21 protein-coding genes are annotated in these 22263 nt (G+C 70.0%); 12 read left to right on the top strand and 9 right to left on the bottom strand.

Annotation, left to right across the window (positions count from 1 at the left end; all coding sequences use genetic code 11):
- Nucleotides 1-166 precede the first annotated feature (166 nt).
- Nucleotides 167-751 (top strand): isochorismatase family protein, encoded by a 585-nt coding sequence (locus OG623_RS21870; protein ID WP_406148591.1) that lies wholly within the window; start codon nucleotides 167-169, stop codon nucleotides 749-751.
- 36 nt (nucleotides 752-787) lie between these two features.
- Here OG623_RS21870 and OG623_RS21865 read toward each other — a convergent pair whose 3' ends face one another.
- Together OG623_RS21865 and OG623_RS21860 are read right to left on the bottom strand one after the other, a co-directional pair.
- The gene (locus tag OG623_RS21865; RefSeq protein WP_406148589.1) at nucleotides 788-1132 is read right to left on the bottom strand and encodes a hypothetical protein; all 345 of its coding nucleotides are present in this window, start codon (nucleotides 1130-1132) and stop codon (nucleotides 788-790) included.
- A gap of 122 nt (nucleotides 1133-1254) precedes the next feature.
- On the bottom strand, nucleotides 1255-3669 hold the full coding sequence (locus OG623_RS21860) for an immune inhibitor A domain-containing protein (RefSeq protein WP_406148587.1): 2415 nt from the start codon (nucleotides 3667-3669) through the stop codon (nucleotides 1255-1257).
- A gap of 362 nt (nucleotides 3670-4031) precedes the next feature.
- Here OG623_RS21860 and OG623_RS21855 point away from each other — a divergent pair, with 362 nt between their 5' ends.
- Nucleotides 4032-4325 (top strand): hypothetical protein, encoded by a 294-nt coding sequence (locus OG623_RS21855; protein WP_406148585.1) that lies wholly within the window; start codon nucleotides 4032-4034, stop codon nucleotides 4323-4325.
- A gap of 11 nt (nucleotides 4326-4336) precedes the next feature.
- Here OG623_RS21855 and OG623_RS21850 read toward each other — a convergent pair whose 3' ends face one another.
- Nucleotides 4337-4993, bottom strand: coding sequence for an RDD family protein (locus OG623_RS21850; protein ID WP_406148584.1), 657 nt, complete (start codon nucleotides 4991-4993; stop codon nucleotides 4337-4339).
- Nucleotides 4994-5143: 150 nt separating this feature from the next.
- The gene (locus tag OG623_RS21845; RefSeq protein WP_406148582.1) at nucleotides 5144-6802 is read right to left on the bottom strand and encodes an RDD family protein; all 1659 of its coding nucleotides are present in this window, start codon (nucleotides 6800-6802) and stop codon (nucleotides 5144-5146) included.
- Between the two features lie 217 nt (nucleotides 6803-7019).
- Between OG623_RS21845 and OG623_RS21840 the strand changes: the two genes are divergently transcribed.
- Complete coding sequence (locus tag OG623_RS21840; RefSeq protein ID WP_406148581.1) at nucleotides 7020-7502, top strand: SsgA family sporulation/cell division regulator; 483 nt, start codon at nucleotides 7020-7022, stop codon at nucleotides 7500-7502.
- A 17-nt stretch (nucleotides 7503-7519) separates the two neighbouring features.
- Here OG623_RS21840 and OG623_RS21835 read toward each other — a convergent pair whose 3' ends face one another.
- A complete protein-coding gene (locus tag OG623_RS21835; RefSeq protein ID WP_406148579.1) occupies nucleotides 7520-8887 on the bottom strand; it encodes an FAD-binding oxidoreductase in 1368 nt (455 codons plus the stop codon).
- Nucleotides 8888-8984: 97 nt separating this feature from the next.
- On the opposite strand from OG623_RS21835, the gene OG623_RS21830 reads away from it, so the two are divergent.
- Entirely contained in the window at nucleotides 8985-10643 is a 1659-nt protein-coding gene (locus OG623_RS21830; protein WP_406148578.1) for a tetratricopeptide repeat protein, read from the top strand.
- Between the two features lie 94 nt (nucleotides 10644-10737).
- Here OG623_RS21830 and hppD read toward each other — a convergent pair whose 3' ends face one another.
- Nucleotides 10738-11883, bottom strand: a complete 1146-nt coding sequence (gene hppD / locus OG623_RS21825) for a 4-hydroxyphenylpyruvate dioxygenase (RefSeq protein WP_406148577.1) — start codon at nucleotides 11881-11883, stop codon at nucleotides 10738-10740.
- Nucleotides 11884-12005: 122 nt separating this feature from the next.
- Here hppD and OG623_RS21820 point away from each other — a divergent pair, with 122 nt between their 5' ends.
- From OG623_RS21820 to OG623_RS21785, 8 genes are all read left to right on the top strand, one after another.
- On the top strand, nucleotides 12006-12479 hold the full coding sequence (locus OG623_RS21820; protein WP_406148575.1) for an Lrp/AsnC family transcriptional regulator: 474 nt from the start codon (nucleotides 12006-12008) through the stop codon (nucleotides 12477-12479).
- Between the two features lie 16 nt (nucleotides 12480-12495).
- Entirely contained in the window at nucleotides 12496-13143 is a 648-nt protein-coding gene (locus OG623_RS21815; RefSeq protein WP_406148573.1) for an ABC transporter permease, read from the top strand.
- Nucleotides 13136-14410, top strand: coding sequence for an ABC transporter ATP-binding protein (locus OG623_RS21810; RefSeq protein ID WP_406148571.1), 1275 nt, complete (start codon nucleotides 13136-13138; stop codon nucleotides 14408-14410). The genes OG623_RS21815 and OG623_RS21810 overlap by 8 nt, the downstream gene beginning before the upstream one ends.
- Nucleotides 14407-15261, top strand: a complete 855-nt coding sequence (locus OG623_RS21805; RefSeq protein ID WP_406148570.1) for an ABC transporter permease — start codon at nucleotides 14407-14409, stop codon at nucleotides 15259-15261. The genes OG623_RS21810 and OG623_RS21805 overlap by 4 nt, the downstream gene beginning before the upstream one ends.
- The gene (locus OG623_RS21800) at nucleotides 15258-16229 is read left to right on the top strand and encodes a glycine betaine ABC transporter substrate-binding protein (RefSeq protein WP_406148569.1); all 972 of its coding nucleotides are present in this window, start codon (nucleotides 15258-15260) and stop codon (nucleotides 16227-16229) included. Before OG623_RS21805 ends, OG623_RS21800 begins: the two co-directional genes overlap by 4 nt.
- An 88-nt stretch (nucleotides 16230-16317) precedes the next feature.
- Nucleotides 16318-16935: an ArsR/SmtB family transcription factor gene (locus OG623_RS21795; protein WP_406148567.1), complete on the top strand. Its 618-nt coding sequence runs from the start codon at nucleotides 16318-16320 to the stop codon at nucleotides 16933-16935.
- Between the two features lie 13 nt (nucleotides 16936-16948).
- Nucleotides 16949-17143: a hypothetical protein gene (locus OG623_RS21790; protein WP_406148565.1), complete on the top strand. Its 195-nt coding sequence runs from the start codon at nucleotides 16949-16951 to the stop codon at nucleotides 17141-17143.
- A gap of 2 nt (nucleotides 17144-17145) precedes the next feature.
- Nucleotides 17146-18465 (top strand): MFS transporter, encoded by a 1320-nt coding sequence (locus tag OG623_RS21785; protein ID WP_406148563.1) that lies wholly within the window; start codon nucleotides 17146-17148, stop codon nucleotides 18463-18465.
- Here OG623_RS21785 and OG623_RS21780 read toward each other — a convergent pair.
- The 3 genes from OG623_RS21780 to OG623_RS21770 all read right to left on the bottom strand — a co-directional run bounded on the left by OG623_RS21780 (nucleotide 18395) and on the right by OG623_RS21770 (nucleotide 22179).
- Nucleotides 18395-19180 (bottom strand): S16 family serine protease, encoded by a 786-nt coding sequence (locus OG623_RS21780; RefSeq protein WP_406148561.1) that lies wholly within the window; start codon nucleotides 19178-19180, stop codon nucleotides 18395-18397. The two genes, OG623_RS21785 and OG623_RS21780, sit on opposite strands and share 71 nt — an antisense overlap.
- A gap of 77 nt (nucleotides 19181-19257) precedes the next feature.
- Nucleotides 19258-19899, bottom strand: coding sequence for an IclR family transcriptional regulator (locus OG623_RS21775; protein ID WP_406148560.1), 642 nt, complete (start codon nucleotides 19897-19899; stop codon nucleotides 19258-19260).
- A 498-nt stretch (nucleotides 19900-20397) separates the two neighbouring features.
- Nucleotides 20398-22179 carry a DEAD/DEAH box helicase gene (locus tag OG623_RS21770; RefSeq protein WP_406148559.1) on the bottom strand — a complete coding sequence of 594 codons (1782 nt, stop codon included), beginning with the start codon at nucleotides 22177-22179 and terminating at the stop codon, nucleotides 20398-20400.
- Nucleotides 22180-22263: the final 84 nt, after the last annotated feature.

Genomic DNA, 22263 nt, shown 5'->3' with positions numbered 1-22263 from the left:
CGGCCGGGTGCGTCCGGAGCCGGCAGCCGCCCGCCCGGGCGCGCCGGAGAAGGAGAGCCGAGGTGTGCACCCCCTCCCGCAGGGTGCGCCGAGTCTCTAGGCTCGGTGGCACCCCCGCCCCGCCGGCCCGCGGAACCCGCCCGACCCCCACCGAAGGACAACCGTCATGCATCGCGCCTTGATCGTCGTTGACGTTCAGAACGACTTCTGCGAGGGCGGCAGCCTCGCGGTGGCGGGCGGCGCCGATGTCGCCGCCGCCATCACCGACCTGATCGCTCAGGCCCAGCCCGGCTACCGCCATGTGGTGGCCACCCGGGACCACCACGTCGACCCCGGGGACCACTTCTCCGTGGCCCCCGACTTCGAGCACTCCTGGCCGCCGCACTGCGTCGCGGGCACGGAGGGCGTGGGCTTCCACCCGAATTTCGCCCCCGCGGTGGCCTCAGGCGCCATCGACAGCGTCTTCGACAAGGGGGCGTACGCCGCGGCGTACAGCGGCTTCGAGGGCACCGACGAGAACGGCACCGGGCTCGCCGAGTGGCTGCGGACCCGCTCCGTGACCACGGTCGACATCGTGGGGATCGCCACGGACCACTGTGTGCGGGCCACCGCCCTGGACGCCGCCCGCGAGGGCTTCGTCACGCACGTGCTGCTGGACCTGACCGCGGGCGTCTCCGGTGCGACCACGGAACGGGCCCTGGAGGAGCTGCGGACCGCAGGTGTGGAGCTGTCCGGCAAGCCGGTCGTCTGAGGGCCCGGGAAGGCCCCCGGGCTCCCGGCCGGGCGCTCAGGCGGCCGGGCGGGCCGGTCCCGCGTAACCGGAGGACCCGAGCAGCGCCCGTATGGGGTGCCAGAGCTCCTGGTCCGTCTGCGGCGCCGCGCGCCAGAGCAGCCCGTCCGGGTGGTGCAGGACCGCCGTGATCTCGTCCGGGGTGGGCGGGTGGGCGTTGCCCCTGAGGTAGACCGCCCGCAGCCCGAGATTGCGCAGCCTGGTCAGGGCGCGCGCCCGGTTCGCGGCGTGCACGAGCACCCGTACGGGCTCTCCTGGGCCGGATCCGCCGACCGGGCCGTTCAGGGCCAGTGCCACCACCACAGTGCCGTTGGGCAACCTGCAGAAACCTCCGCCTGCCATGCTTCGCGCTCCCCCGTAAGACTTCGTGTCAATAAGGATCCGGTAGGACGCACCTAAACACGATCGGCCGCTGCCCGCCAGGGGGCAACGGCCGATCATGCTTTGACCTGCGGGTTCGCCGACTACTTGCCCGACGGACCGACCTTCAGGGTGATCGTCGAGCCGCTGAGCGGCTCGTTCACGATGGAGATCTTGGTGTTGGTGTCAGAAACCTTGACACTTCCTGTCGGGTTTTCCTCGTACCAGTACGTGCCCTTGCGGTCGTCGAAGACCGGGACGCCGAGCGACGGCTTGATCTTCAGCGGGACATCCGCGTCGTGCAGCGTGAAGCCCTTGTTCGGGTACCAGCTGAAGGGTGCGTCGAACGGCTGGATCTTGTTGCGCAGGACCGTGCCGTCCGCCCACTTCAGCGGCTTGGCGTGGGAGTCCACCGGGAGGATCAGACCCTGGCCGGGGTGGACCGAGGTGTTGTTGTCCTTCTGCGAGGTGTCCCAGAGCCACACCATCAGGCCGTTCTGGTACGCGTAGTGCTCGACCCAGTCGGGACGGGTGGTGGAGAAGCCGAAGTTGTACGGCCCGACCTCGAGGGTCTTGTCGTACGAGACGTACTGGCGGTTCTCGGCGATGTAGTACTGCGGGTAGTCGTTGGTGAACGACTCGCCGATCCGCGAGAAGCCCTTGGCGGTCCAGCCGTTGTCGTCGCCCTCGGCGTCGTCCGTGAAGAGCACGGCGCCGTCGGCGGTGACGGTGATGGCGTCGGCGGCGAAGCCCTTGCCGCCCGCGCCGCCGTCCGTCTGGTAGCGGAAGCGGAGGTCGACCTTCTTGCCCGCGTAGGCGTCCAGCGGGAACGAGAGCTTCGTGTACGCCCCGGAGACATCGGTCAGCGCCGGCTTGCCGCTGGCGTCGCGCGGGATGGCCTTGCCGTCGGCCGTGCCGTCGAGCGCGGTCCAGCTGGTGCCGCCGTCCTCGGACACCTCGGTGTAGAGGAAGTCGTAGTCGGCCTCGATGTCGTACCAGCCGGACAGGTCGAGCGAGGCGGAGGACGTGCCGGACAGGTCGACCGGCCGCGTCAGGGTGTTCGACAGGTCGTCACCCATGTCGCTCCACCACTGCTTGGAGCCCTCGGCGGGCGCGGTGACCGTCGTGGTGACGGCCTTCTCCGGCAGTTCGACGACCAGCGCCTGCTTGTCCTTGGTGTTGTACTCCGAGACCCCCAGCTTGTGGGTCGACTTCGTGGCGGCCTTGGCCGTGTCGTAGTCGAGCCAGCCGAGCTGGAGCTTGTCCCAGGCGGTCATGTCGCCCGGGAGGTTGCCTATCTGGCCGTCGCCGGTGCCGAGCCAGGAGCCCGCCGACATCAGGGACCAGAAGCCGACCGAGTTCTCGCCGCCGCCGGAGGTGTCGTAGAGGTCCGGGAGGCCGAGGTCGTGGCCGTACTCGTGGGCGAAGACGCCCAGGCCACCGTTCTCGGGCTGCGCGGTGTAGTCGCCGACCCAGATGCCCGTGTCGCCGATCTCGGCGCCGCCGGCCTTGTTGCCCTCGGGGCCCGTCGCACCGGCGTCGGTGCCGTAGGCGTACCAGCGGTGCGCCCAGATGGCGTCCGTTCCCTCGACGCCGCCGCCCGCGGACTCGTCCTCGCCGGCGTGGACCAGCTGGAAGTGGTCGATGTAGCCGTCGGGCTCGTTGAAGTCGCCGTCGTTGTCGTAGTCGTACCGGTCCCACTGGTCGTACTGCGCGAGGTCGGCCTTGATCTCGTCCGGGGTGCGGCCCTTGGCCTTCTGGTCGGTGACCCAGGCCTCGACGCCGTCGCGGACGGCGTCCCAGACGTTGGCGCAGTTGGTGGATCCGCAGTAGTTGGAGCCGTAACGGGCTTCGTTGTACGGGACCTTGACCCAGTCCGAGACCTCGCCGTCGACGGAGTAACGCCCGGAGGACGTCTTCTCGTAGTACGTCTTCAGCGATTCCTTGGCCTTGCCCTCACTGTCCTTGCCCTCACCGAAGTAGAGGTCCTGGAAGTGTGCCTGGTTGTAGTCGGCCTGCCAGGCGGTGCTGTTGTCCTTCGCCGGGTCGGGCTCGGCTATCTCGTTGTGCTGCGGGCCGGGCGTGCCGCCGTACTTCGCGACGGGCGGCTCCGGGCCGTCGCCGTCGGGGTCGTACATCGTGGTGTCGTCGACCTGGTCGCCGAACTCCACGAGGATGGTGAAGATCTTGTCGGTCTTCTCCCGGCCGAGCTCGACGTACTTGCTCCTGCCGAGTTTGACGACCTTGGAGCCGCCCTGGGCGGTCACCTTCTTGTCGCCGGACAGGACCTGCTCCAGCGCGGCCTGGCGCTGGGCGTCCTGCTCCTTGCTGAAGGGCCCTTCCAGGTCGTGCTCCTGCGCCTTGACCGGTGCGGGATCCCGCCGGTCGACGACGGAGGTGTCCGATCCTGACGTCCTGTCATCCGCCTGCGCGGTGGCGAAGGCGGATGCCGTCGCCGCGGTTGCGGCCAGGCACACCGCCACGGCGGTGGCGCGCAGCGCCCGTCTCTGAGTGGTCACGTGATGCAGTCCTCCCCGGCGTTCGCGGTCGCGGCCAGGGGGTGAAGTGCGGGCCGCGCGCGGTAAACGCGTCACAAGTGACGACATTCGATCGGAGTTATGAGAGAAAAGACAGATCTTGACTTGCTCACACCAAGTGCACTATGCGGGCGACCTCTTCCGTTATCCGGACGCCGCCCACAGGCGCGTCGGGCACGCATGCCGGCCACGGCGTGACTCCGTGCGCCCCCTGTGCACCGGCACCGTGCGTTAGGTCACGCTTACTACCCGCTCCTCACGGGCATCCACCGTCGTAGAGTCGATTGACAGTGCGAACGTGTTGAGAGACTTCCCCATCCGACACCCCGAGGACGGATACCGTCATGCCGCGTCCGACTGCCGCACAGTTCTCCTACGGTTCGGCCACCGTCGTCTTCTCCGCCCTCGCGCTGCTGCTGCTGTTCCGTACGGAATCGGGCATCGGTGTCGCTGGGGTCGGCACCGCGGCCCTGGCGCTCGGCCTGCTGGTGGCCGTCGCCCTGCCGACGCGCACGAGGGCGGTCACGAGGCCGACGGCACCGCCCACCGACGCCCGCACCCTCCGCACGATCGAGGACATCGAGATCGCCACCGCCGCCCGGCGCGAGCGCGTCGGCGAGCACTCGCTGCACCGCTGAACGCGCGCCGCTCACCTGACGTTGACGACCACGGTCTTGCCCGCCTTGTCCTGAAGGGCCTGCCGGTAGGGCTTGTCCGTGAACATCAGCACGATGTTGATGAGCCACCACAGACACGGGCAGCACAGCAGCGCGGGGAGCCAGAGCACGACGGCCCGCATCAGTGAGGAGCTCGTGTCGGGGACCGAGCCGTCGTTGAGCATCGCCACGCGCATCTTCAGCAGCCGCTTGCCGAGCGTCCTGCCGTCCTTGTGGGTGAAGTACGTGTCGTAGGCGACGTAGACGACCAGGCCGATCAGCGACCACACCAGCTGATGGCCGTTGTAGGTGTTGCCGATGGCGTTGCCGAAGTCGTCGTTGCCGTCGTCCGACGAGACGTCGACCGCACCGCCGAAGGGCAGCGAGATCAGGTACAGCGGGATCGAGATGATGAGGAAGTCGATCAACCGCGCCAGGATCCGCTTGCCGGGTTCGGCGAGCGGCGGCATGCCGGCCAGCGGGTCCGCGCCACCGTAGGGGCCACCGCCACCGTACGGATCCTGCGGCGGGGGCGGAGGCGGCGGCCCGCTGCCGTAGGGCGAACCGCCCTGCGAAGGTGGAGGCCCCTGCGGCGGCCGCTTCGAGAAGGGGTCGTCGTCGGGCGGCGGGGGCGGTGGTTCGTTACTCATGGGGGCAGTGCACCCCGGCCCGGAAGGGCCCGCAACGGCTCAGGTCCCTTCGGGGGACGGACCGTCAGCACACGGGCGTACGAAGGGGCCCCGCGCCTGTGCCGGTCGATCGTGCCGTGGGCCGCACGGGCCGTGAGCCGCCCGCGCCTCTCAGCCCGCGACGAAGGTGCGGGCCGCCTTGTCGTGCCAGCACTGGCGCCACGGGCGGTCGACCAGACACCAGAGCACGTTGAACACCCCGACGACCACCAGGCCCAGCACCCCGTACACCAGCCAGCGGCGCAGCGCGGCCCCCAGGGTCGGGGCGTCGTGCGACTCGATGTCCCGTACCTCGATGCCGCACAGCTTCTTGCCCAGCGTGCGGCCCCACTTGGCGGTGGGCAGGGCCTCGATGAGGAAACCGAGCACCAGGAAGGCGGCGATCACCCCGCCGAACAGCCCGGCCGTGGTGGAGTCCAGGAGCCAGACGGTGACCGTCTCTCCGGACAGCTTCGCCGCGTCGATCTTCTCGTCCATGTGGTCCGTCGCCCGGGTGACCAGCGGGAAGCCGACCGCGCCGACGAGCGCGCCGAGGACGACCGTGTCGAGCAGCCGGGCGGCCAGCCGCTTGCCGAGCCCGGCGGGCCTGGCCGATGCCTGGGACCGGGCGAGCTGCTGGAAGGGGTCGTCGACCGGGGGCTTCCAGGGCACGACGGGCTGCTGCTGCTCGGGGCCCGCCCCCTGCTGCTGCGCGGGCACCGGGCTCTGCTGCGGGGGCCGCTGCTGCTGCGGGCGGGCCGCCTGCTCGGGCTGGGCGAGCTGGTGGACCTGCTGGGCCCAGGGGGCCGAGGGGGCGCCACCCGGGCCCTGCGGCGACCCCTGCGACGGGGCGGTGGGCAGCGGTGCGGGGGCGCCTGACTGCGGGCTGACAGGCCGTACGTTGCCGGGCTGACCGGCGCCGGACTGGGCAGCACCGGGCCGTGCGGTACCTGGCTGGGCAGTACCGCCGGGCGGCACCGCGCGCATCGCCATCGTGCCGTCGGCAGCGGCCGGGCCCTCCTGGCGCGGATGCGGGGGCCGCCCTCCCGGGCCCACCGCGCGGATCGTGACCGTGCCGTCGGTCGGCGGGCGGCTGCCCGCGTCACCGGAGCCGCCCGGGTTGCCGGGCTTGCTGCCGGGCCGGTCGACGCGGATGGCGACGGTACCGTCACTCACCTCGTCGTTGCCGTCCCGCATCCCGGGCAGGGCACCGCGCGCCGGGTCCTGGGCAGCGGACTGCCTGGGGTCGACGGGCGCGCGCTCGGCCGGAGCGCCGTCAGCCGGGGCCGGAGCGGAAGCGGCCGGGGTAGACGCAGCCTGCGTGGACGCGGGCGGGGTGAACGCGGCCGGTGTCGCGGGCGGCGTGCTTCCGGGCGCGGGTGCCTCGGGTGTACGCGGGTCCTGGCCGCCCCACGAGACCCGGTGGTCACGTTCGCCCCCGAAGCCGGTCTGCCTGGAGGTGTCGGCCTGCCAGGCGGACGCGGGCCTCGGCCTGCTGGGGGCGACGTCCACCTCACCGGCGCCCGGCCCGCCGGACGTCTGCGTCCCCTCGGCCTCGTCCACCTCGTCGAGGTACATCGGCCCGGTCTCGTCCACCGGGGCCGGCCGCTGCGGGGCCGCGTCGGCCGGCGGTGCCGCGGGAGTCGTCTCGCCCTGCTGGGGCGCGGGCCGGCTGGTGCCAGGGACCCACGAAGCGCCGTTCCAGTACCGGACGTATCCGGGGATGGACGGGTCGGGGTAATACCCCTCGCGGGGGCTTTCGTCACCGGGTGCCGGGGTTGGGGCGCTCATCACCGTGGTCCCGTATCTCTTCGATTCCTCAATACAAGAGTCCACATCTATCAGACCACCGAGCACCCCTGGGCCTGTCCTGCCGTTTGGACCACTTTCAGGGCCCCGAGAAGTTTTTCTGGGAAGTCGCGTCATAGACGTCGGGGAGGGCGCTCTCTCCTTGTGCGGACCGGTCATGGGACCGGGCCCTACGAGCATCGGAAGGTCGTGCACCCTCATGCAGAACGCCGTGGAACGCGAGCTGGAAGTGAAGCTGGTCCTGTCGCCCGAGCGGTCCGTCCCCGTACCCGCACGGCTGTCCTACTTCACCGATGACCCGTACGCCGTGCACATCACCTTCCACATCGGTTCCGAGGCGCCCGTGCACTGGACGTTCGCCCGTGAACTGCTGGTGGAGGGCGTGTTCCGGCCGTGCGGGCACGGGGACGTACGGATCTGGCCGACCAGGGTCGAGGACAGGGGCGTCATCTGTGTCGCGCTCACCTCGCCCGACGGCAACGCCCTCCTGGAGATGCCGTCGGCCGCGGTGGCCGCCTGGGTGGAGCGCACCCTGCGCGTCGTGCCGCCCGGGACGGAGAGCGCGTTGCTCGGCCTGGACGGGGCCCTGGCCGAGCTGCTCACCCCGCTGCCCGCCGACGACCTGTGGCTGGGCGACCCCTGGTCCCAGTCACCGGACGAGCCGCAGGAGGGTGAGTCCTGAGCGGTGGAGCACGGGCGTCAGAACAGCTTGCCGGGGTTGAGCAGCCCGAGCGGGTCGAAGGCGGCCCTGATGCCACGCTGCAACTCGACGCCCACCTCACCCAGTTCGCGGGCGAGCCACTCCTTCTTCAGCACTCCGACCCCGTGCTCACCGGTGATGGTGCCGCCCAGTTCGAGGCCGAGCGCCATGATCTCGTCGAAGGATTCGCGGGCCCTGCGCGACTCGTCGGCATCGGTGTGGTCGAAGCAGACGACGGGGTGGGTGTTGCCGTCGCCCGCGTGGGCACAGACCCCGATGGTCAGCCCGAACTTCTCCGCGATCGCGGCGGTCCCCTCGATCATCGCGCCGAGCCGCGAGCGCGGCACGCACACGTCGTCGATCATCGTGGCGGACTTGACGGCCTCCAGAGCGGTGAGGGACAGCCGGCGTGCCTGCAACAGCAGTTCGGACTCGGCCGCGTCGTCGGCGGGCACGACCTCGGTGGCCCCGGCCGCCCTGCACAGCTCCCCGACGGCGGCGAGGTCGGCCGTCGGGTCGGGCGTGTCGAAGGCGCAGAGCAGCAGCGCCTCGGTGGCCTCCGGGAGGCCCATGGAGGCCATCGCGTTGACGGCACGCACCGTCGTACGGTCCATCAGTTCGAGGAGTGACGGAGTGTGTCCTCGCTCCATGATCCGGCACACCGCGTCGCAGGCCGCCGCCGCGGAGGCGAATTCGGCGGCGAGCACGAGCTGCCGCGGCGGCTGGGGCCGCAGCGCGAGTACGGCCTTGACGACGATGCCGAGGCTGCCCTCCGAGCCGACGAAGAGCCGGGTGAGGTCGTATCCGGCGACGCCCTTCGCGGTGCGCCGTCCGGTGCTGAGCAACCGCCCGTCGGCCAGGACGACGTCGAGGCCCAGGACGTATTCGGCGGTGACCCCGTACTTCACACAGCACAGTCCGCCGGAAGCGGTGCCGATGTTTCCGCCGATCGTGCACATCTCCCAGCTCGACGGGTCCGGCGGGTAGTAGAGGCCGTGCTCGTTGACGGCGCGGGACAGTGTGGCGTTGACGACCCCCGGCTCGACGACCGCGATCCGGTCGACCGGGCTGATCTCCAGGATCCGGTCCATCCTCACCATGGAGAGGACGATGCAGCCGTCGGAGGCGTTGGCCGCGCCCGAGAGTCCGGTCCTCGCGCCCTGGGGGACGACGGGGATCCGCAGGGCGGTGGCGGTCCTCATGACGTGCTGGACCTCCTCGACCGTGCGCGGCAGCACCACGACGGCGGGGGTGCCCGCGTCGCAGAAGCTCGCCATGTCATGGGCGTACGAAGCGGTGATGTCCGGGTCCGTGATCAGTGACTCGGCCGGAAGACCTTCGCGCAGTCGTCTCTGGAGAGCGTCCATGATCCGAGCGTGACACCCGGGGCCAATGGTGTGAACCCGTCTGCGTCACCCTTCGCGGAACGCGATGCGATCTTCGTACTGACGCAGAGTGATGGCCATGGATGCCAAGCCGCAGCAGAATCCGGAGCCGCCCCCCTCCACCCTGCCGCCCCAGGGTGCGACGTCCGTCCCGCCGCCTCCCACGCCGATGCGCACCACCCTGCGCAGGTCGGCGTTCGGTGCGATGGCGGCAGCCGTGCTCGTGGCCGGCGCGGTGATCGCCGTACCGGACGACGGCAAGGAGACCGCGGCACCCGCACCGGGGCCCGTGGCACGGGCCGAGGCCGCGACGGCGGCAGGGGCCCCCGCGTCGCTGTCCGACCTCAAGGCCCTCATCTCCGACCGGCAGAAGTGGGTGGAGACCCACCCGGCTGACGCCCCGTCGTGGGCGGTGCTCGGGTCGGCCTACGTCGAGCGGGGGCTCAGGTCGGCGGACGCGGCGTACTACACACGGGCCGAACAGGCCCTCCAGCGTTCGCTGGCCGCACAGCCGGGTGAACGCGGGAACCTTCAGGCCTGGGTGGGGCTCGGGGCGCTCGCCAACGCGCGGAACGACTTCATGGCGGGGAAGAAGTGGGGGGAGACGGTCCGTGCGCGGCAGCCGAAGGGGTGGACGGCGTACCCGGTGCTGATCGACGCCTACAACGGCCTCGGCCAGTACGCGGCGGCGGCCAAGGCGACGGAGAAGTTCGCCACCCTGCGCAAGGGCACCCCCGCCCTGGCCAGGACGTCCGAGATGTACCGCAACCAGGGCTGGCGCGAGGACGCGCTGGCCGGCGCCCAGGAGGCCGCGGACCATGCCGGCACCCCCGCCGAGAAGGCGGCGGCCCTGCACCGGCTGGGAACCCTCGCCGCGGAGCGCGGGGAACCCGCGGAGGCACTCGCGCAGTACGACGCCGCCCTGCGCACCGACCCGGGTCACCTCGCCTCCCTCGCGGGCCGGGCGCGCGCCCTGGCCGCCCTGGACCGCACGGACGAGGCGCTGGATGCCTACCGGACGGTGACGAAGAAGCTGCCCCGCCCCGCGTACGTACTCGAACTGGGTGAGCTGTACGAATCGCTCGGCCTGGACGGCGACGCCCGCAGTCAGTACACCGCGCTCCGCGACCTCCTGACGCGGGCGAGGACGGCCGGGGTCGACGAGTCCCTGACCGAGGCCCGCTTCGAGGCCGACCACGGCGACCCGGAGGCAGCGGTCGAGCTGATGCGCACCGAATGGGCGGCGCAGCGCCGCAGCGCGGCGGTGTCGGACACCCTGGCCTGGTCGATGCACCGTGCGGGGCAGAGCGAGGAGGCCGTGCAGTACGCGGAGCGTGCGGTGGACACGGGCGTACGGAACGCCTCGTACAGCTACCACCTGGGCGTGATCGAGAGCGCCCTCGGCCAGGACGGCCCGGCCCGTGGGCACCTGGAGGAGGCCATCCGTACGAACCCCGACTTCTCGCCGCTGGCCGCACCGCTGGCGCAGGAGGCCCTGGAGGCACTGGGCGAGCCCCCGGCGGGCGGCCCGGCGTCCGTGCTGCCGCCGGCCCCGGCCCCGGCGCCGGCGCCGTCCGCCGCGCCAGAGCCTTCGGCTGCCGCGTCCGCCCAGGCCTCCGCCCCGGCTTCGGCCCCTTCCTCCGCTGCGTCCTCCGCCCCGTCCTCCGCCCCGTCCTCGCAGTCGGCTGCTGCCCCGGCTCCGGCGGCTCCGCGCGCGAAGCCCACGGCGACCCCGTGACCGCATGCTGAAGGGGCCCTTCTACCGGATCGACACCGGGAGAAGGGCCCCTTCGCTGTGCCTACAGGTCGCTGCGGGCCACAGGCCGCGGCGGCTACAGGTTGCCGCGCTTGTCCTGCTCGCGCTCGATCGCCTCGAACAGGGCCTTGAAGTTCCCCTTGCCGAAGCCCATCGAGCCGTGCCGCTCGATCATCTCGAAGAAGACCGTCGGGCGGTCCTGGACCGGCTTGGTGAAGATCTGCAGCAGATAGCCGTCCTCGTCACGGTCGACGAGGATCTTCAGCTCGCGCAGCGTCTCCACGGGCACGCGGGTCTCGCCCGCCCACTCCCCCAGCGTCTCGTAGTACGAGTCGGGGGTGTCGAGGAACTGCACGCCGGCCGCCCGCATCGCCCGCACGGACGCGACGATGTCGTTCGTGGCGAGCGCGATGTGCTGGACGCCCGCGCCGCCGTAGAACTCCAGGTACTCGTCGATCTGCGACTTCTTCTTCGCGACCGCCGGCTCGTTGATGGGGAACTTGACCTTGAGCGTGCCGTCGGCGACGACCTTCGACATCAGGGCGGAGTACTCGGTGGCGATGTCGTCGCCGACGAACTCCTTCATGTTGGTGAAGCCCATGACCGTGTTGTAGAAGGTCACCCACTCGTTCATCCGGCCGAGCTCGACGTTGCCGACGCAGTGGTCGACGGCCTGGAACGTGCGCTTGGCGGGCGGCTCGACGATCGGGTCCGCGGCCGCGTAGCCGGGGAGGTACGGCCCGTCGTAGCCGCCGCGCTCGACCAGCGTGTGCCGGGTCTTGCCGTACGTGGCGATGGCGGCCAGGACGACCGTGCCGTGGTCGTCCTTGACCTCGTGCGGTTCGGTGATGCCCCGCGCGCCGTGCTCGACGGCGTACGCGTAGGCCGCGCGGGCGTCGGGGACCTCGATGGCCAGGTCGACCACGCCGTCGCCGTGGGCGTGCACATGGTCCGTGAGGAAGGTGCCCCACTCGGTGGTCGGCTTGATGACGGAGGTGAAGACGAAGCGGGCGGAGCCGTTGGTCAGGACGTAACTCGCGGTTTCGCGGCTGCCGTTCTCCGGTCCGGAGTAGGCGACGAGCTTCATGCCGAAGGCGGTCGAGTAGTAGTGCGCCGCCTGCTTGGCGTTGCCCACCGCGAAGACCACCGCGTCCATTCCCTTGACCGGGAAGGGATCGGCCTGCCGGGCGGTGTCGGGGGTGGTGTGCACAGTCTCAGTCATGTCCGAAGGTTCCCGCCGCTCCGCAAGGTGCGCAACAGTTCGCGGAATCACTGGTCAGTCTGTACACCCGGACGCCAGGATGGGCGGGCTATCTGTACAGGCTGACCACAGGGAGGCGGACCATGGCGATCGATCGACTGGACGGCAGGCTCATCGTACTGCTGGCCCGTGAGCCCCGTATCGGTGTGCTGGAGGCGTCGCGGCGGCTCGGCGTGGCGCGCGGGACGGTGCAGGCGCGTCTCGACCGCCTTCAGTCCAATGGCGTCATCCGCGGCTTCGGCCCTGACGTGGACCCCGCGGCGCTCGGCTATCCCGTCACCGCGTTCGCGACGCTGGAGATCAAACAGGGCCAAGGCACCGATGTACGAACCCATTTGAGCAGCGTGCCCGAGGTCCTCGAACTGCATACGACGACGGGTCAGGGTGACATGTTCTGCCGTCTCGTCGCCCGTTCGAACGCCGATCTCCAACGGGTGATCGATCTGGTCGTCGGCTTTGATGGCATCGTCCGGGCCTCCACGGCGATCGTCATGGAAAATCCGGTGCCCCTGCGTATTATCCCGCTGATCGAGCAGGCTGCTGAGGACACCGACTGAGCCTAGGGAGCAGCATGTGAACTTCTGGGAGTACGTGGGCACGAGGCACCAACAGCTGCTGACGGATGCGTTCCAGCACGTCAGCGCGGTCTTCCAGTGCATGGTCATCGCCACCGTCCTCGGCGTCCTGATCGGTGTCATCAGCTATCGCAGCACCTGGGGCAACGCACTGGCGATCACCTCCACCTCGGCGATCCTCACCATCCCCGCCCTCGCGGCGATCGGTCTGCTGATCCCGCTGATCGGTCTCGGGGTCCCGCCCACCGTGATCATCCTGACGCTGTACGGGCTGCTGCCCATCGTCCGTAACTGCATCGTCGGGCTGCGCGGGGTCGACCCGTCCCTCGTCGACGCGGCGAAGGGCATCGGAATGTCCCGCACGAAGCGGCTGCTCAAGGTGGAACTGCCGCTCGCCTGGCCACCCATCCTCAGCGGTATCCGGGTCTCCACCCAGATGCTGATGGGCATCGCCGCCATCGCCGCGTACGCCTCGGGTCCCGGTCTCGGCAACGAGATCTTCCGCGGGCTCGCCTCACTCGGAAGTGCCAACGCCATCAATCAGGTCCTCGCCGGCACGATCGGCATCGTCATTCTCGCCCTGCTCTTCGACGCCGCGTACGTACTGCTCGGGCGCCTCACCATCTCCAGGGGGATCCGTGCCTGAGACAGCCACCGGCTCGACGGAGTCGACGCCCTCCTCCCGCCCCGCCTCCACCTCCGGCGCGACCATCCGTCTTGAGAGCCTCAGCAAGTCCTACCCCGGCAGCCCCGCCCCTGCCGTGGACAACGTGTCCATGGACATCAAGGCCGGCGAGACCGTGATTCTCGTGGGGCCCTCCGGCTGCGGGAAGTCCACCACGCTGAAGATGATCAACCGTCTGATCGAGCCGACGTCCGGGCGGATCAGGATCAACGACGAGGACGTCACCGACATGGACCCGGTGAAGCTGCGGCGCCAGATCGGCTACGCCATCCAGTCCTCAGGTCTCTTCCCGCACATGACGGTCGCGGAGAACATCGCCCTCGTGCCGAAGATGACCGGCTGGTCGAAGTCCGGCGTGAAGGACCGGGTCGAGGAGATGCTCGATCTGGTCGGCCTGGACCCCCGGGAGTTCCACGGCCGCTACCCGCGCCAGCTCTCCGGCGGTCAGCAGCAGCGCGTGGGGGTGGCGCGGGCGCTCGCCGCCGACCCTCCGGTGCTGCTCATGGACGAACCCTTCGGAGCGGTCGACCCGATCACCCGGGACCACCTCCAGGACGAGCTGATCCGCCTTCAGCACGAGCTGCACAAGACGATCGTCTTCGTCACCCACGACTTCGACGAGGCCATCAAGCTGGGCGACCGGATCGCGGTACTGCGGGAGCAGTCGCACATCGCGCAGTTCGACACCCCCGAGGCCATCCTCACCAACCCGACGGACGACTTCGTCTCCGGCTTCGTGGGGGCGGGCGCGGCCCTGAAGCGGCTCAACCTCACCCGTGTGAGGGACGTCGGCATCGCCGAGTTCCCCACGGTGACCGTCGAGGACCCGCTCCAGTCGATCTTCAACAAGCTGCGGGACGGCCGGCACAACGAGCTGCTGATGCTGGACCGCCGTAACCGCCCCTACAAGTGGCTGCGGCGCGGGGACCTGATGAGGGCCAAGGGTTCGCTGGCCAGGGCAGGGCAGCTCGTGCACGACACGGTGACCCGGGACGCCACGCTGCACGACGCGCTGGAGGCGGTGCTGACCGACAGCGGCGGACGGGTCGCGGTGACGGGGCGGCGCGGTGAGTTCATCGGCGTCGTGGACATGCAGACCCTGATGGACTCCGTGCAGGAACTCCTGGAGGCCGACCGGCTCACCGCGATCGAGCACGAGCACGAACTCGAGGAGCTGCGCGCCCACCGGACGGAGCAGGAGCTGGAGGGCGGTGGCAGCGGTCTATGAGCCCCAGCCGTCAGGTCTCCCCCAAGGACTCGCGCCCACCCGGCGAACACGACGTACAAGGTCACGCCTTCCGTGACGAGGAGTCGGAGCCCACCCCGCCGCCACCGAAGCCCGCGCGCCGGATCACCTGGAAGAAGCTCGTGCTGGTGCCGGCGGTCCTCGCGGTCGTCCTGGTGGTGACCTATCTGTGGATCTCCAACGTGAAGCTGGACTCCATCGCGGAGAACTCGCTGGCCGGCGACAACGTGCAGGTCCGCTGGTGGCAGCATGTGCGGCTGACCGCGATCTCCACCTTCTGGGTGCTGATCATCGCGATCCCGCTGGGCATCGCGCTGACCCGGCGCGGACTGCGGAAGGCGGCCCCCGGGGTCACGGCCATCGCCAACATCGGCCAGGCGACGCCCGCGATCGGGCTGCTGGCGCTGCTGGTCATCTGGCTGGGCATCGGCCCGTCGACCGCGATCACCGGGATGGTGATCTACGCGGTCCTGCCGGTGCTGTCCAACACGGTGGCGGGGTTGAACGCGATCGAGCCGACGCTGGTCGAGGCCTCCAGGGGCATCGGCATGTCGGCGATCGGCACGCTCACCAGGGTCGAACTGCCGCTCGCCGTACCGCTGATCCTCGCGGGCGTACGTACCGCCCTGGTGCTCAACGTGGGCACGGCGACCCTGGCCACCTTCGGCGGCGGCGGCGGTCTGGGCGACCTGATCACCTCGGGCATCCAGACGCAGCGCATGCCCGTGCTGCTGCTGGGCTCCGTGCTGACGGTGGTGCTCGCACTGCTCGTGGACTGGCTGGCCTCGCTGGTCGAACTGTGGCTGACGCCGCGTGGACTGGAGGAAGCGTGAGGGTACGTACGGGCCTGGCATCGACAGCCGCGCTGGCCCTCCTGCTCACGGGGTGCGGGCTGAAGAGCGGATCACCGCTGGTCGACAACGTGGAACCGGGGTCGGTCGGGAAGGGGCAGCCCCTCAAGGGCGCGTCGCTGACGGTGACCTCGAAGAACTTCAGCGAGAACATCATCCTCGGCCAGGTCATAGGCCTGGTCTTCAAGGCGGCCGGGGCCGAGGTCCTGGACCGTACGAACCTGCCGGGGTCGATCAGCGCCCGCGAGGCGGTCGCCAAGGGCGAGGCCGACGCGATGTACGAGTACACGGGCACGGCGTGGATCACCTATCTGGGCCATGCCAAGCCGATCGTCGACCCGCACGACCAGTGGAAGGCCGTCCGTGACGAGGACCGGGGGAACGGGATCACCTGGCTGCCGCCGTCCACCCTCGACAACACGTACGCCCTGGCCCTCAACAAGAAGAACGCGGCCAAGTACGGCCTGAAAACCCTGTCGGACGTGGCCGCACTCGCCAAGAAGGACCCGAAGGCGGTGACGATCTGTGTCGAGAACGAGTTCGCCTCGCGCGACGACGGGCTGCCAGGACTGCAGAAGAGGTACGGCATGAATCTGCCGGCCTCGAACATCAAGAAGATGGACGCGGGGATCATCTACACCCAGGTGACGAAGACGGGGTCCTGCCTGCTCGGTGAGGTGTACACCACCGACGGCCGGATCAAGGCGATGAACCTGGACGTCCTGAAGGACGACAAGCAGTTCTTCCCTAACTACAACGCCGCGCCCGCCATCCACACGGCGACCTTCGACAAGTACCCGGAGATCGCCGAACTGCTGGCGCCGATCACCAAGAAGCTGACGACGCCGCTCGCGCAGGAGCTGAACTCCAAGGTGGACGTGGACGGGGAGGACCCGCACGAAGTAGCGAAGGACTGGCTGGTGAAGGAAGGATTCATCAAGGAGGGGTGAGCGGGAGGCCGGGCGGAACGGGGGCTTCCAAAGAAGTCGTTGCAAAAAATGTGTTGCAAAGCTGTCTTTGCAACTTTATGGTTCCGGCATGCCAACGAACGAGCCCGAGGACCGGCCGGCCCCGTACCCGGACGACCCGAAGATCCACCACGTCGACACCCGCACCCTGCGCGGCCTCGCCCACCCGCTGCGGATCCGGCTGCTGAACGCCCTGAGGGAGTTCGGCCCCGCCACCGCTTCCGGACTCGCCGACCGCCTCGGCGAGTCCAGCGGGGCCACCAGCTACCACCTGCGCCAGCTCGCGACGTACGGCTTCGTGGAGGACGACCCGGAGCGCGGCAAGGGGCGTGAGCGGTGGTGGAAGTCGGTCCACACGGGCACGGTGTTCGGGCCCACCTCCGACTTCGTACGCCACGCGGACGCCGAGGTGCGCGGCGCCATGGGGGTGGTGCTCCACGAGGTCGCGACCATGCACGCCCAGGAGCTGAACACCTGGCTCGGGACCATGCACGAGTGGCCCGAGGAGTGGCTGCGCAGCTGGGAAGTCAGCGACTTCAAGCTGCGACTCACCCCGGAACTCTCCCTGGAGCTCGCGGAGAAGATGACCGAGCTGGTGCAGAGCTACCGGGGTCGCGTCCCCGACGACGCCGAGGGGTCGGCCGTCGTCCGCACCCACCTGCACGTGTTCCCGCGTCCCACCGACTGAGGGGATCACCGTCATGCACAGCGACACCCATCTGCTGCTCCACAGCTACCGCTCCGCCGAACTCCAGCGTGAGGCAGCTGAGTTCACCCCTACACGTCCGGGACTGCGCCACCGCATGGGCTGGACCCTGGTCGAACTGGGCCTGCGCCTCGCGCAGTCAGGGCCCGGTCCCGCCCCCGCCGTGGCCCCCGCCACGAGAACGGCCTGACGGTGGACGGGGGGAAACAGCCGCGGGACCGCACCCCGCTCGCCACGGTCCTGGCGGCCAACTCGATATCCACGGCGGGCACTTCCCTCACGCTCATCGGCGTACCGTGGTTCGTCCTGGAGACCACGGGCAGCGCGGGCCGGGCCGGCGTCGTCGCCTTCTGCGCGACCCTGCCGATCGTCGTCGCCGCCCTGATCGGCGGGCCCGTCATCGACCGGATCGGACGGCGCCGGGTCTCCATCGCCTCCGACACGGTCTGCGGCGCCGCCATCGCCGCGATTCCGCTCCTGCACCACGCGGGAGCGCTCCACTTCTGGCTGCTCTGCACGCTGATGGCGCTGAACGGCCTGGCCCACACTCCGGGCAACACCGCGCGCTACGTGCTGGTCCCGGACCTCGCGGAGCGCGCAGGCACCACACTCGCCCGCGCCGCCAGCCTCTTCGACGCGGTGTCGCGCGGCGCGCGCATGGTGGGCGCCGCGCTCGCGGGCGTACTGATCGCCATGGCCGGCGCCGAGACCGTGCTCCTGTTGGACGCCGCCACGTTCGTGCTCTCCGCCCTGCTCATCGCGGCGGGCGTACGCGGCATCCGCTCGGCCGAGCCGAGCAAGGCGGCGGCCCCCGTGTCGCTGCGCGCCTACCGCGCCGAACTGCGCGAGGGATACGCGTATCTGCTGGGCAACCGGCTGCTGCTCGCCGTCGTCGTGATGGTGATGTTCATGAACGGCACGGACCAGGGCTGGAACGCCGTCCTGCTCCCCGTGCACGCGGAGGGCAGGCTGGGCGGGGCGACCGATCTGGGGCTGCTCACCGCGCTGTTCGGGGCGGGCGGGCTGATCGGCGCCCTGCTGTACGGGGCGGTGGGACACCGCTTCTCGCGACGGACGGTGTTCACGGTGTGTGTGGTGCTGTGCGGCGCCCCGAGATTCCTGGTCGCCGCGCTGACCGGGACCACCCTGCCGCTCGCGGTGGCGATGGCGCTGGGTGGGATCGCCGGAGGCATGCTCAACCCGATCCTGACGACCGTGACGTACGAACGCGTTCCCGAGGAGCTGCGCAGCAGGGTGTCGGGGGCACTCACCGCGGGTTGCGAGCTCACCATGCCGGTGGGCGGGCTGGCCGCTGGGCTGCTGGTCGAGGGCATGGGCGCGACGGGGGCGCTGCTCGCGATGGGCGGGGTGTACTTCCTGGCGACGCTGAGCCCGCTGGTCTTCCCCGCGTGGCGCACCATGGAGGCACCGGAGCCGCAGGTCAGCAGCCCGGGACCGTGCCCCCCTGGTCCAGAGCCCGCAGTGCGGACACCGCGCCCTTCAGCGTCGTGACGGAGACCAGCCGCAGGCCGTCGGGCCGCTCGGCCTTCGCCTGCTTGCACTCGTCCTTCGGCACCAGGAAGACGGTCGCACCGTCACGCCGGGCGGCCTGGGTCTTCAGGGAGACGCCGCCGACGGCTCCGACCGTTCCGTCGGACTCGATCGTGCCGGTGCCGGCGACGGTGCGTCCACCGGTCAGACCTCCGTCGAGGTCGTCGGCGAGCTTGTCGACGATGCCGAGTGAGAAGAACAGGCCCGCGCTGGGACCGCCGACGTCGGCGAGGTGCAGGGTGACGTCCACCGAACCGGGCTTCATGTCCAGGTAGTTCAGGGCCGCGTCCACCGCGACGTTCTGGGATTCCTTCATGTCCTGGAGGTTGTGCTGCTCGATCTCCTTCTCGGAGTCGCCCGTCGGATAGACGGAGTCGCGCGGCATGACCGCACGGTCCGTCCTGAACCAGCTGTCCACGACGTCCCCGATGCCGATGTCCGCCGTCGGGGCCGTCGCGAGGATCGTGGTCATCAGCAGCTTGCCGTCGGTGGACCGGGTCGGCGCGTCCTTGATCGTGATGACCGGTGTCCCCTTGTCGTCACCCAGGACATCGGCGGTGGTGCCGGGCTGCGCCACGGTGAACGGCAGCGGCGCGAAGGCGGCCGTACCGAACAGCGCGAGGACGGGCAGCGCGCAGAGGGCGAGAGCGCGGGGGCGAGAGAAACGAATGGCCACCCGCCCAATCTATCCGCCGAGCGTCGCCGGCTCCGACCGCCCCGACCGCCCCGGCGGGCTCATGCCGGGACCTGTGCCTAACGGAGGGCGTCGGCGACCTCACGGGCCGCGTCGAGGACCCTGGGCCCGACCCGTTCCGGTACGGCGTCGGCGAGCATGATGACTCCCACGCTGCCCTCCACACCGGAGACTCCGACCAACGGCGCCGCCGCCCCGCAGGCACCCGCTTCGAGCTCGCCGCGGGTGAGGGTGTAGCCCGGGTGCTCGGCCGTCTTCTGCCGGGCGGTGAGGATCGCCCGGCCCGCGGCCCCCTTGTCCAGGGCATGGCGGAAACCGGCCCGGTAGGCCACGTGGTAATCGGTCCAGGTCGGCTCGACGACGGCGACCGCGAGCGCGTCCGACCCGTCGACGAGCGTGAGGTGAGCCGTGGCCCCTATGTCCTCGGCCAGCGAACGCAGCGCGGGCAGCGCAGCCTCCCTGACGAGCGGGTGCACCTGCCGGCCAAGACGCAGCACGCCAAGACCCACTCGGGCCCGGCCGCCCAGGTCACGCCTGACGAGCGCGTGCTGTTCCAGGGTCGCGAGCAGTCGGTAGACCACGGTGCGGTTGACGCCGAGTTTGTGGGACAACTCGGTGACGGTCAGGCCGTGATCGGTGTCGGCGAGCAGTTTGAGGACACGCAGTCCCCTGTCGAGCGTCTGAGAAGTCTCCGCGGTCACGACGCCGTCTCCCTCGTGGTGAGCGGGGCGGTTGTCTCTGCGAAGTACCGACGCCGGTCCCACGGCGACGCACCGAGAGGCCGCCGACTGGCCATGGCACCGGCTGCGCTCCGCGGCCACGTTGCCACGGGGTGTTCATGTTTCGGGGACATTAGCGAGCGGGTCCGCTCAGCGGAAGACCTCGTCCAGAATCCGGTCTCCCTCCAAAACGGCCCGGCATAACCGCCGGTCAGCGGCGGACCGTCCGGAACGCGAACATCTACGCGCGTTCTAGTCGGGTGACGCGGAGCAACGCTCCGTACATCAGACGTGAACGATTGTTAACCCACCGTGAAGAAGTGACGCAAAAAATATCCGCCCCCGGTGCCACAAAGACCCCGGTGCACGCGCAGATCGGACGGATCGCGTCGATCGCGTCGCTCGCATCGATCGCATCGATCATGCCTCTCGCGCACCGGGGTCGATCGAGGGCCGAGGGGCCACTCCGGCCATCCGGATTCACCGCATCCGGGTAGCCCACTCCTGGACCTTCTTGATTCGGTCCTGGATCTGTCCGGCCGTAGCCTCCGCGCTCGGTGGGCCGCCGCACACCCGGCGCAGCTCGGTGTGGATCACCCCGTGCGGCTTGCCGCTCTGGTGCGTGTAGGCCGACACCATCGTGTTGAGCTGCTTGCGCAGCTCCAGCAGCTTCTTGTGCGTGACCACCGGCCGGTTCTCGGCCGCCTTCTCCAGCAGGTCCGCCTCTTCGGCCGGTTTCTGCCTGCTGTGCGCGATCTGCCGGGTCTGCCGTTTCTGGAGGAGCAGCTGGACCTGGTCGGGTTCGAGGAGGCCCGGGATGCCCAGGTAGTCCTGCTCCTCCTCGCTTCCCGGGTGGGCCTGCATGCCGAACTCGGCGCCGTCGTACAGCACCCGGTCGAAGACCGCGTCCGACTCCAGGGCCTCGAAGGGCAGCTGTTCCTCGGTCTCCTCGTCCTCCAGCTTCTCCGCGTCCGCGAGGAGCTGATCCTCCTCGGCGAAGGGGTTCTCCTCGTCGCTGCCCTTCTTCGGCTTGTCGAGCACGTGGTCGCGCTCGACCTCCATCTCGTTCGCGAAGTCGAGGAGCATCGGGATGGTCGGCACGAAGACGGACGCGGTCTCGCCCCGGCGCCGTGACCGTACGAAACGGCCGACGGCCTGTGCGAAGAAGAGCGGGGTCGAGATGGTCGTGGCGTACACCCCGACCGCGAGACGCGGGACGTCGACGCCCTCCGACACCATCCGCACCGCGACCATCCAGCGCGATTCGTCCTCGCTGAACTTGTCGATCTTCTTCGACGCCGCCTTCTCGTCGGAGAGGACCACGGCCGGGGTCTCCCCCGTCACCTTCTTGAGGATCTTGGCGTACGCACGCGCCGACTCCTGGTCCGTCGCGATGACGAGCCCGCCCGCGTCCGGAATGCCCTTGCGTACCTCGGTCAGCCGTTTGTCGGCGGCGGACAGCACATTGGGGATCCATTCGCCGGTGGGCGAGAGCGCGGTGCGCCATGCCTGCCCGATGGCGTCCTTGGTCATCGGCTCACCGAGCCGTGCGGCGATCTCGTCCCCGGCCTTGGTGCGCCAGCGCATGTTGCCGCTGTAGCTGAGGAAGATCACGGGGCGGACGACCCCGTCGGCGAGGGCGTTGCCGTAACCGTAGGTGTAGTCGGCCGATGAGCGGCGGATGCCGTCGTTGCCCTCCTCGTACGCGACGAAGGGGATCGGGTTGGTGTCGGACCTGAACGGCGTACCGGTGAGCGCGAGTCGCCGGGTCGCCGGATCGAACGCCTCCTGGCAGGCCTCACCCCATGACTTCGAGTCACCGGCGTGGTGGATCTCGTCGAGGATCACGAGCGTCTTGCGCTGCTCGCACCGGTTGCGGTGCAGCATGGGCCGCACGCCGACACCCGCGTACGTGATCGCGACCCCGTGGTACTCCTTGCTCACGGGGCCGGCGCTGTAGTCCGGGTCGAGCTTGATGCCTATGCGCGCCGCGGCTTCCGCCCACTGCTTCTTGAGGTGCTCGGTGGGCGCCACGACGGTGATCTGCTGCACCACGTGGTGATGCAGCAGCCATGAGGCGAGGGTCAGCGCGAAGGTGGTCTTCCCCGCGCCGGGGGTCGCGACCGCGAGGAAGTCGCGCGGCTGTTCCTGGATGTACCTGTCCATCGCACCCTGCTGCCAGGCGCGCAGCTTGCCTGCCGTACCCCAGGGGGCGCGGCCGGGAAAGGCGGGTGAGAGGTGGTGGGAGGCGGTAGTAGTCACGGTCTCCGGTTCAGGGCACTCGGGTACGTGGGGCGCTTGTCCGTACGGGCCGGAAGCAGCCCGTACGCAATACGACAACCGGGC

Source organism: Streptomyces sp. NBC_01012 (assembly GCF_045162755.1).
Lineage (GTDB): Bacteria > Actinomycetota > Actinomycetes > Streptomycetales > Streptomycetaceae > Streptomyces.
The sequence above is the reverse complement of the archived record's forward strand: the minus strand, read 5'-3'. Positions and strand labels throughout refer to the sequence as shown.

Coding starts and splice junctions, on each gene's coding strand:
- OG623_RS21845 (WP_406148582.1), bottom strand. CDS start 6,802: ATGAGCGCCCCAACCCCGGCACCCGGTGACGAAAGCCCCCGCGAGGGG.
- OG623_RS21790 (WP_406148565.1), top strand. CDS start 16,949: ATGCACAGCGACACCCATCTGCTGCTCCACAGCTACCGCTCCGCCGAA.
- OG623_RS21830 (WP_406148578.1), top strand. CDS start 8,985: ATGGATGCCAAGCCGCAGCAGAATCCGGAGCCGCCCCCCTCCACCCTG.
- OG623_RS21835 (WP_406148579.1), bottom strand. CDS start 8,887: ATGGACGCTCTCCAGAGACGACTGCGCGAAGGTCTTCCGGCCGAGTCA.
- OG623_RS21805 (WP_406148570.1), top strand. CDS start 14,407: ATGAGCCCCAGCCGTCAGGTCTCCCCCAAGGACTCGCGCCCACCCGGC.
- OG623_RS21820 (WP_406148575.1), top strand. CDS start 12,006: ATGGCGATCGATCGACTGGACGGCAGGCTCATCGTACTGCTGGCCCGT.
- hppD (WP_406148577.1), bottom strand. CDS start 11,883: ATGACTGAGACTGTGCACACCACCCCCGACACCGCCCGGCAGGCCGAT.
- OG623_RS21870 (WP_406148591.1), top strand. CDS start 167: ATGCATCGCGCCTTGATCGTCGTTGACGTTCAGAACGACTTCTGCGAG.
- OG623_RS21795 (WP_406148567.1), top strand. CDS start 16,318: ATGCCAACGAACGAGCCCGAGGACCGGCCGGCCCCGTACCCGGACGAC.
- OG623_RS21865 (WP_406148589.1), bottom strand. CDS start 1,132: ATGGCAGGCGGAGGTTTCTGCAGGTTGCCCAACGGCACTGTGGTGGTG.
- OG623_RS21855 (WP_406148585.1), top strand. CDS start 4,032: ATGCCGCGTCCGACTGCCGCACAGTTCTCCTACGGTTCGGCCACCGTC.
- OG623_RS21840 (WP_406148581.1), top strand. CDS start 7,020: ATGCAGAACGCCGTGGAACGCGAGCTGGAAGTGAAGCTGGTCCTGTCG.
- OG623_RS21850 (WP_406148584.1), bottom strand. CDS start 4,993: ATGAGTAACGAACCACCGCCCCCGCCGCCCGACGACGACCCCTTCTCG.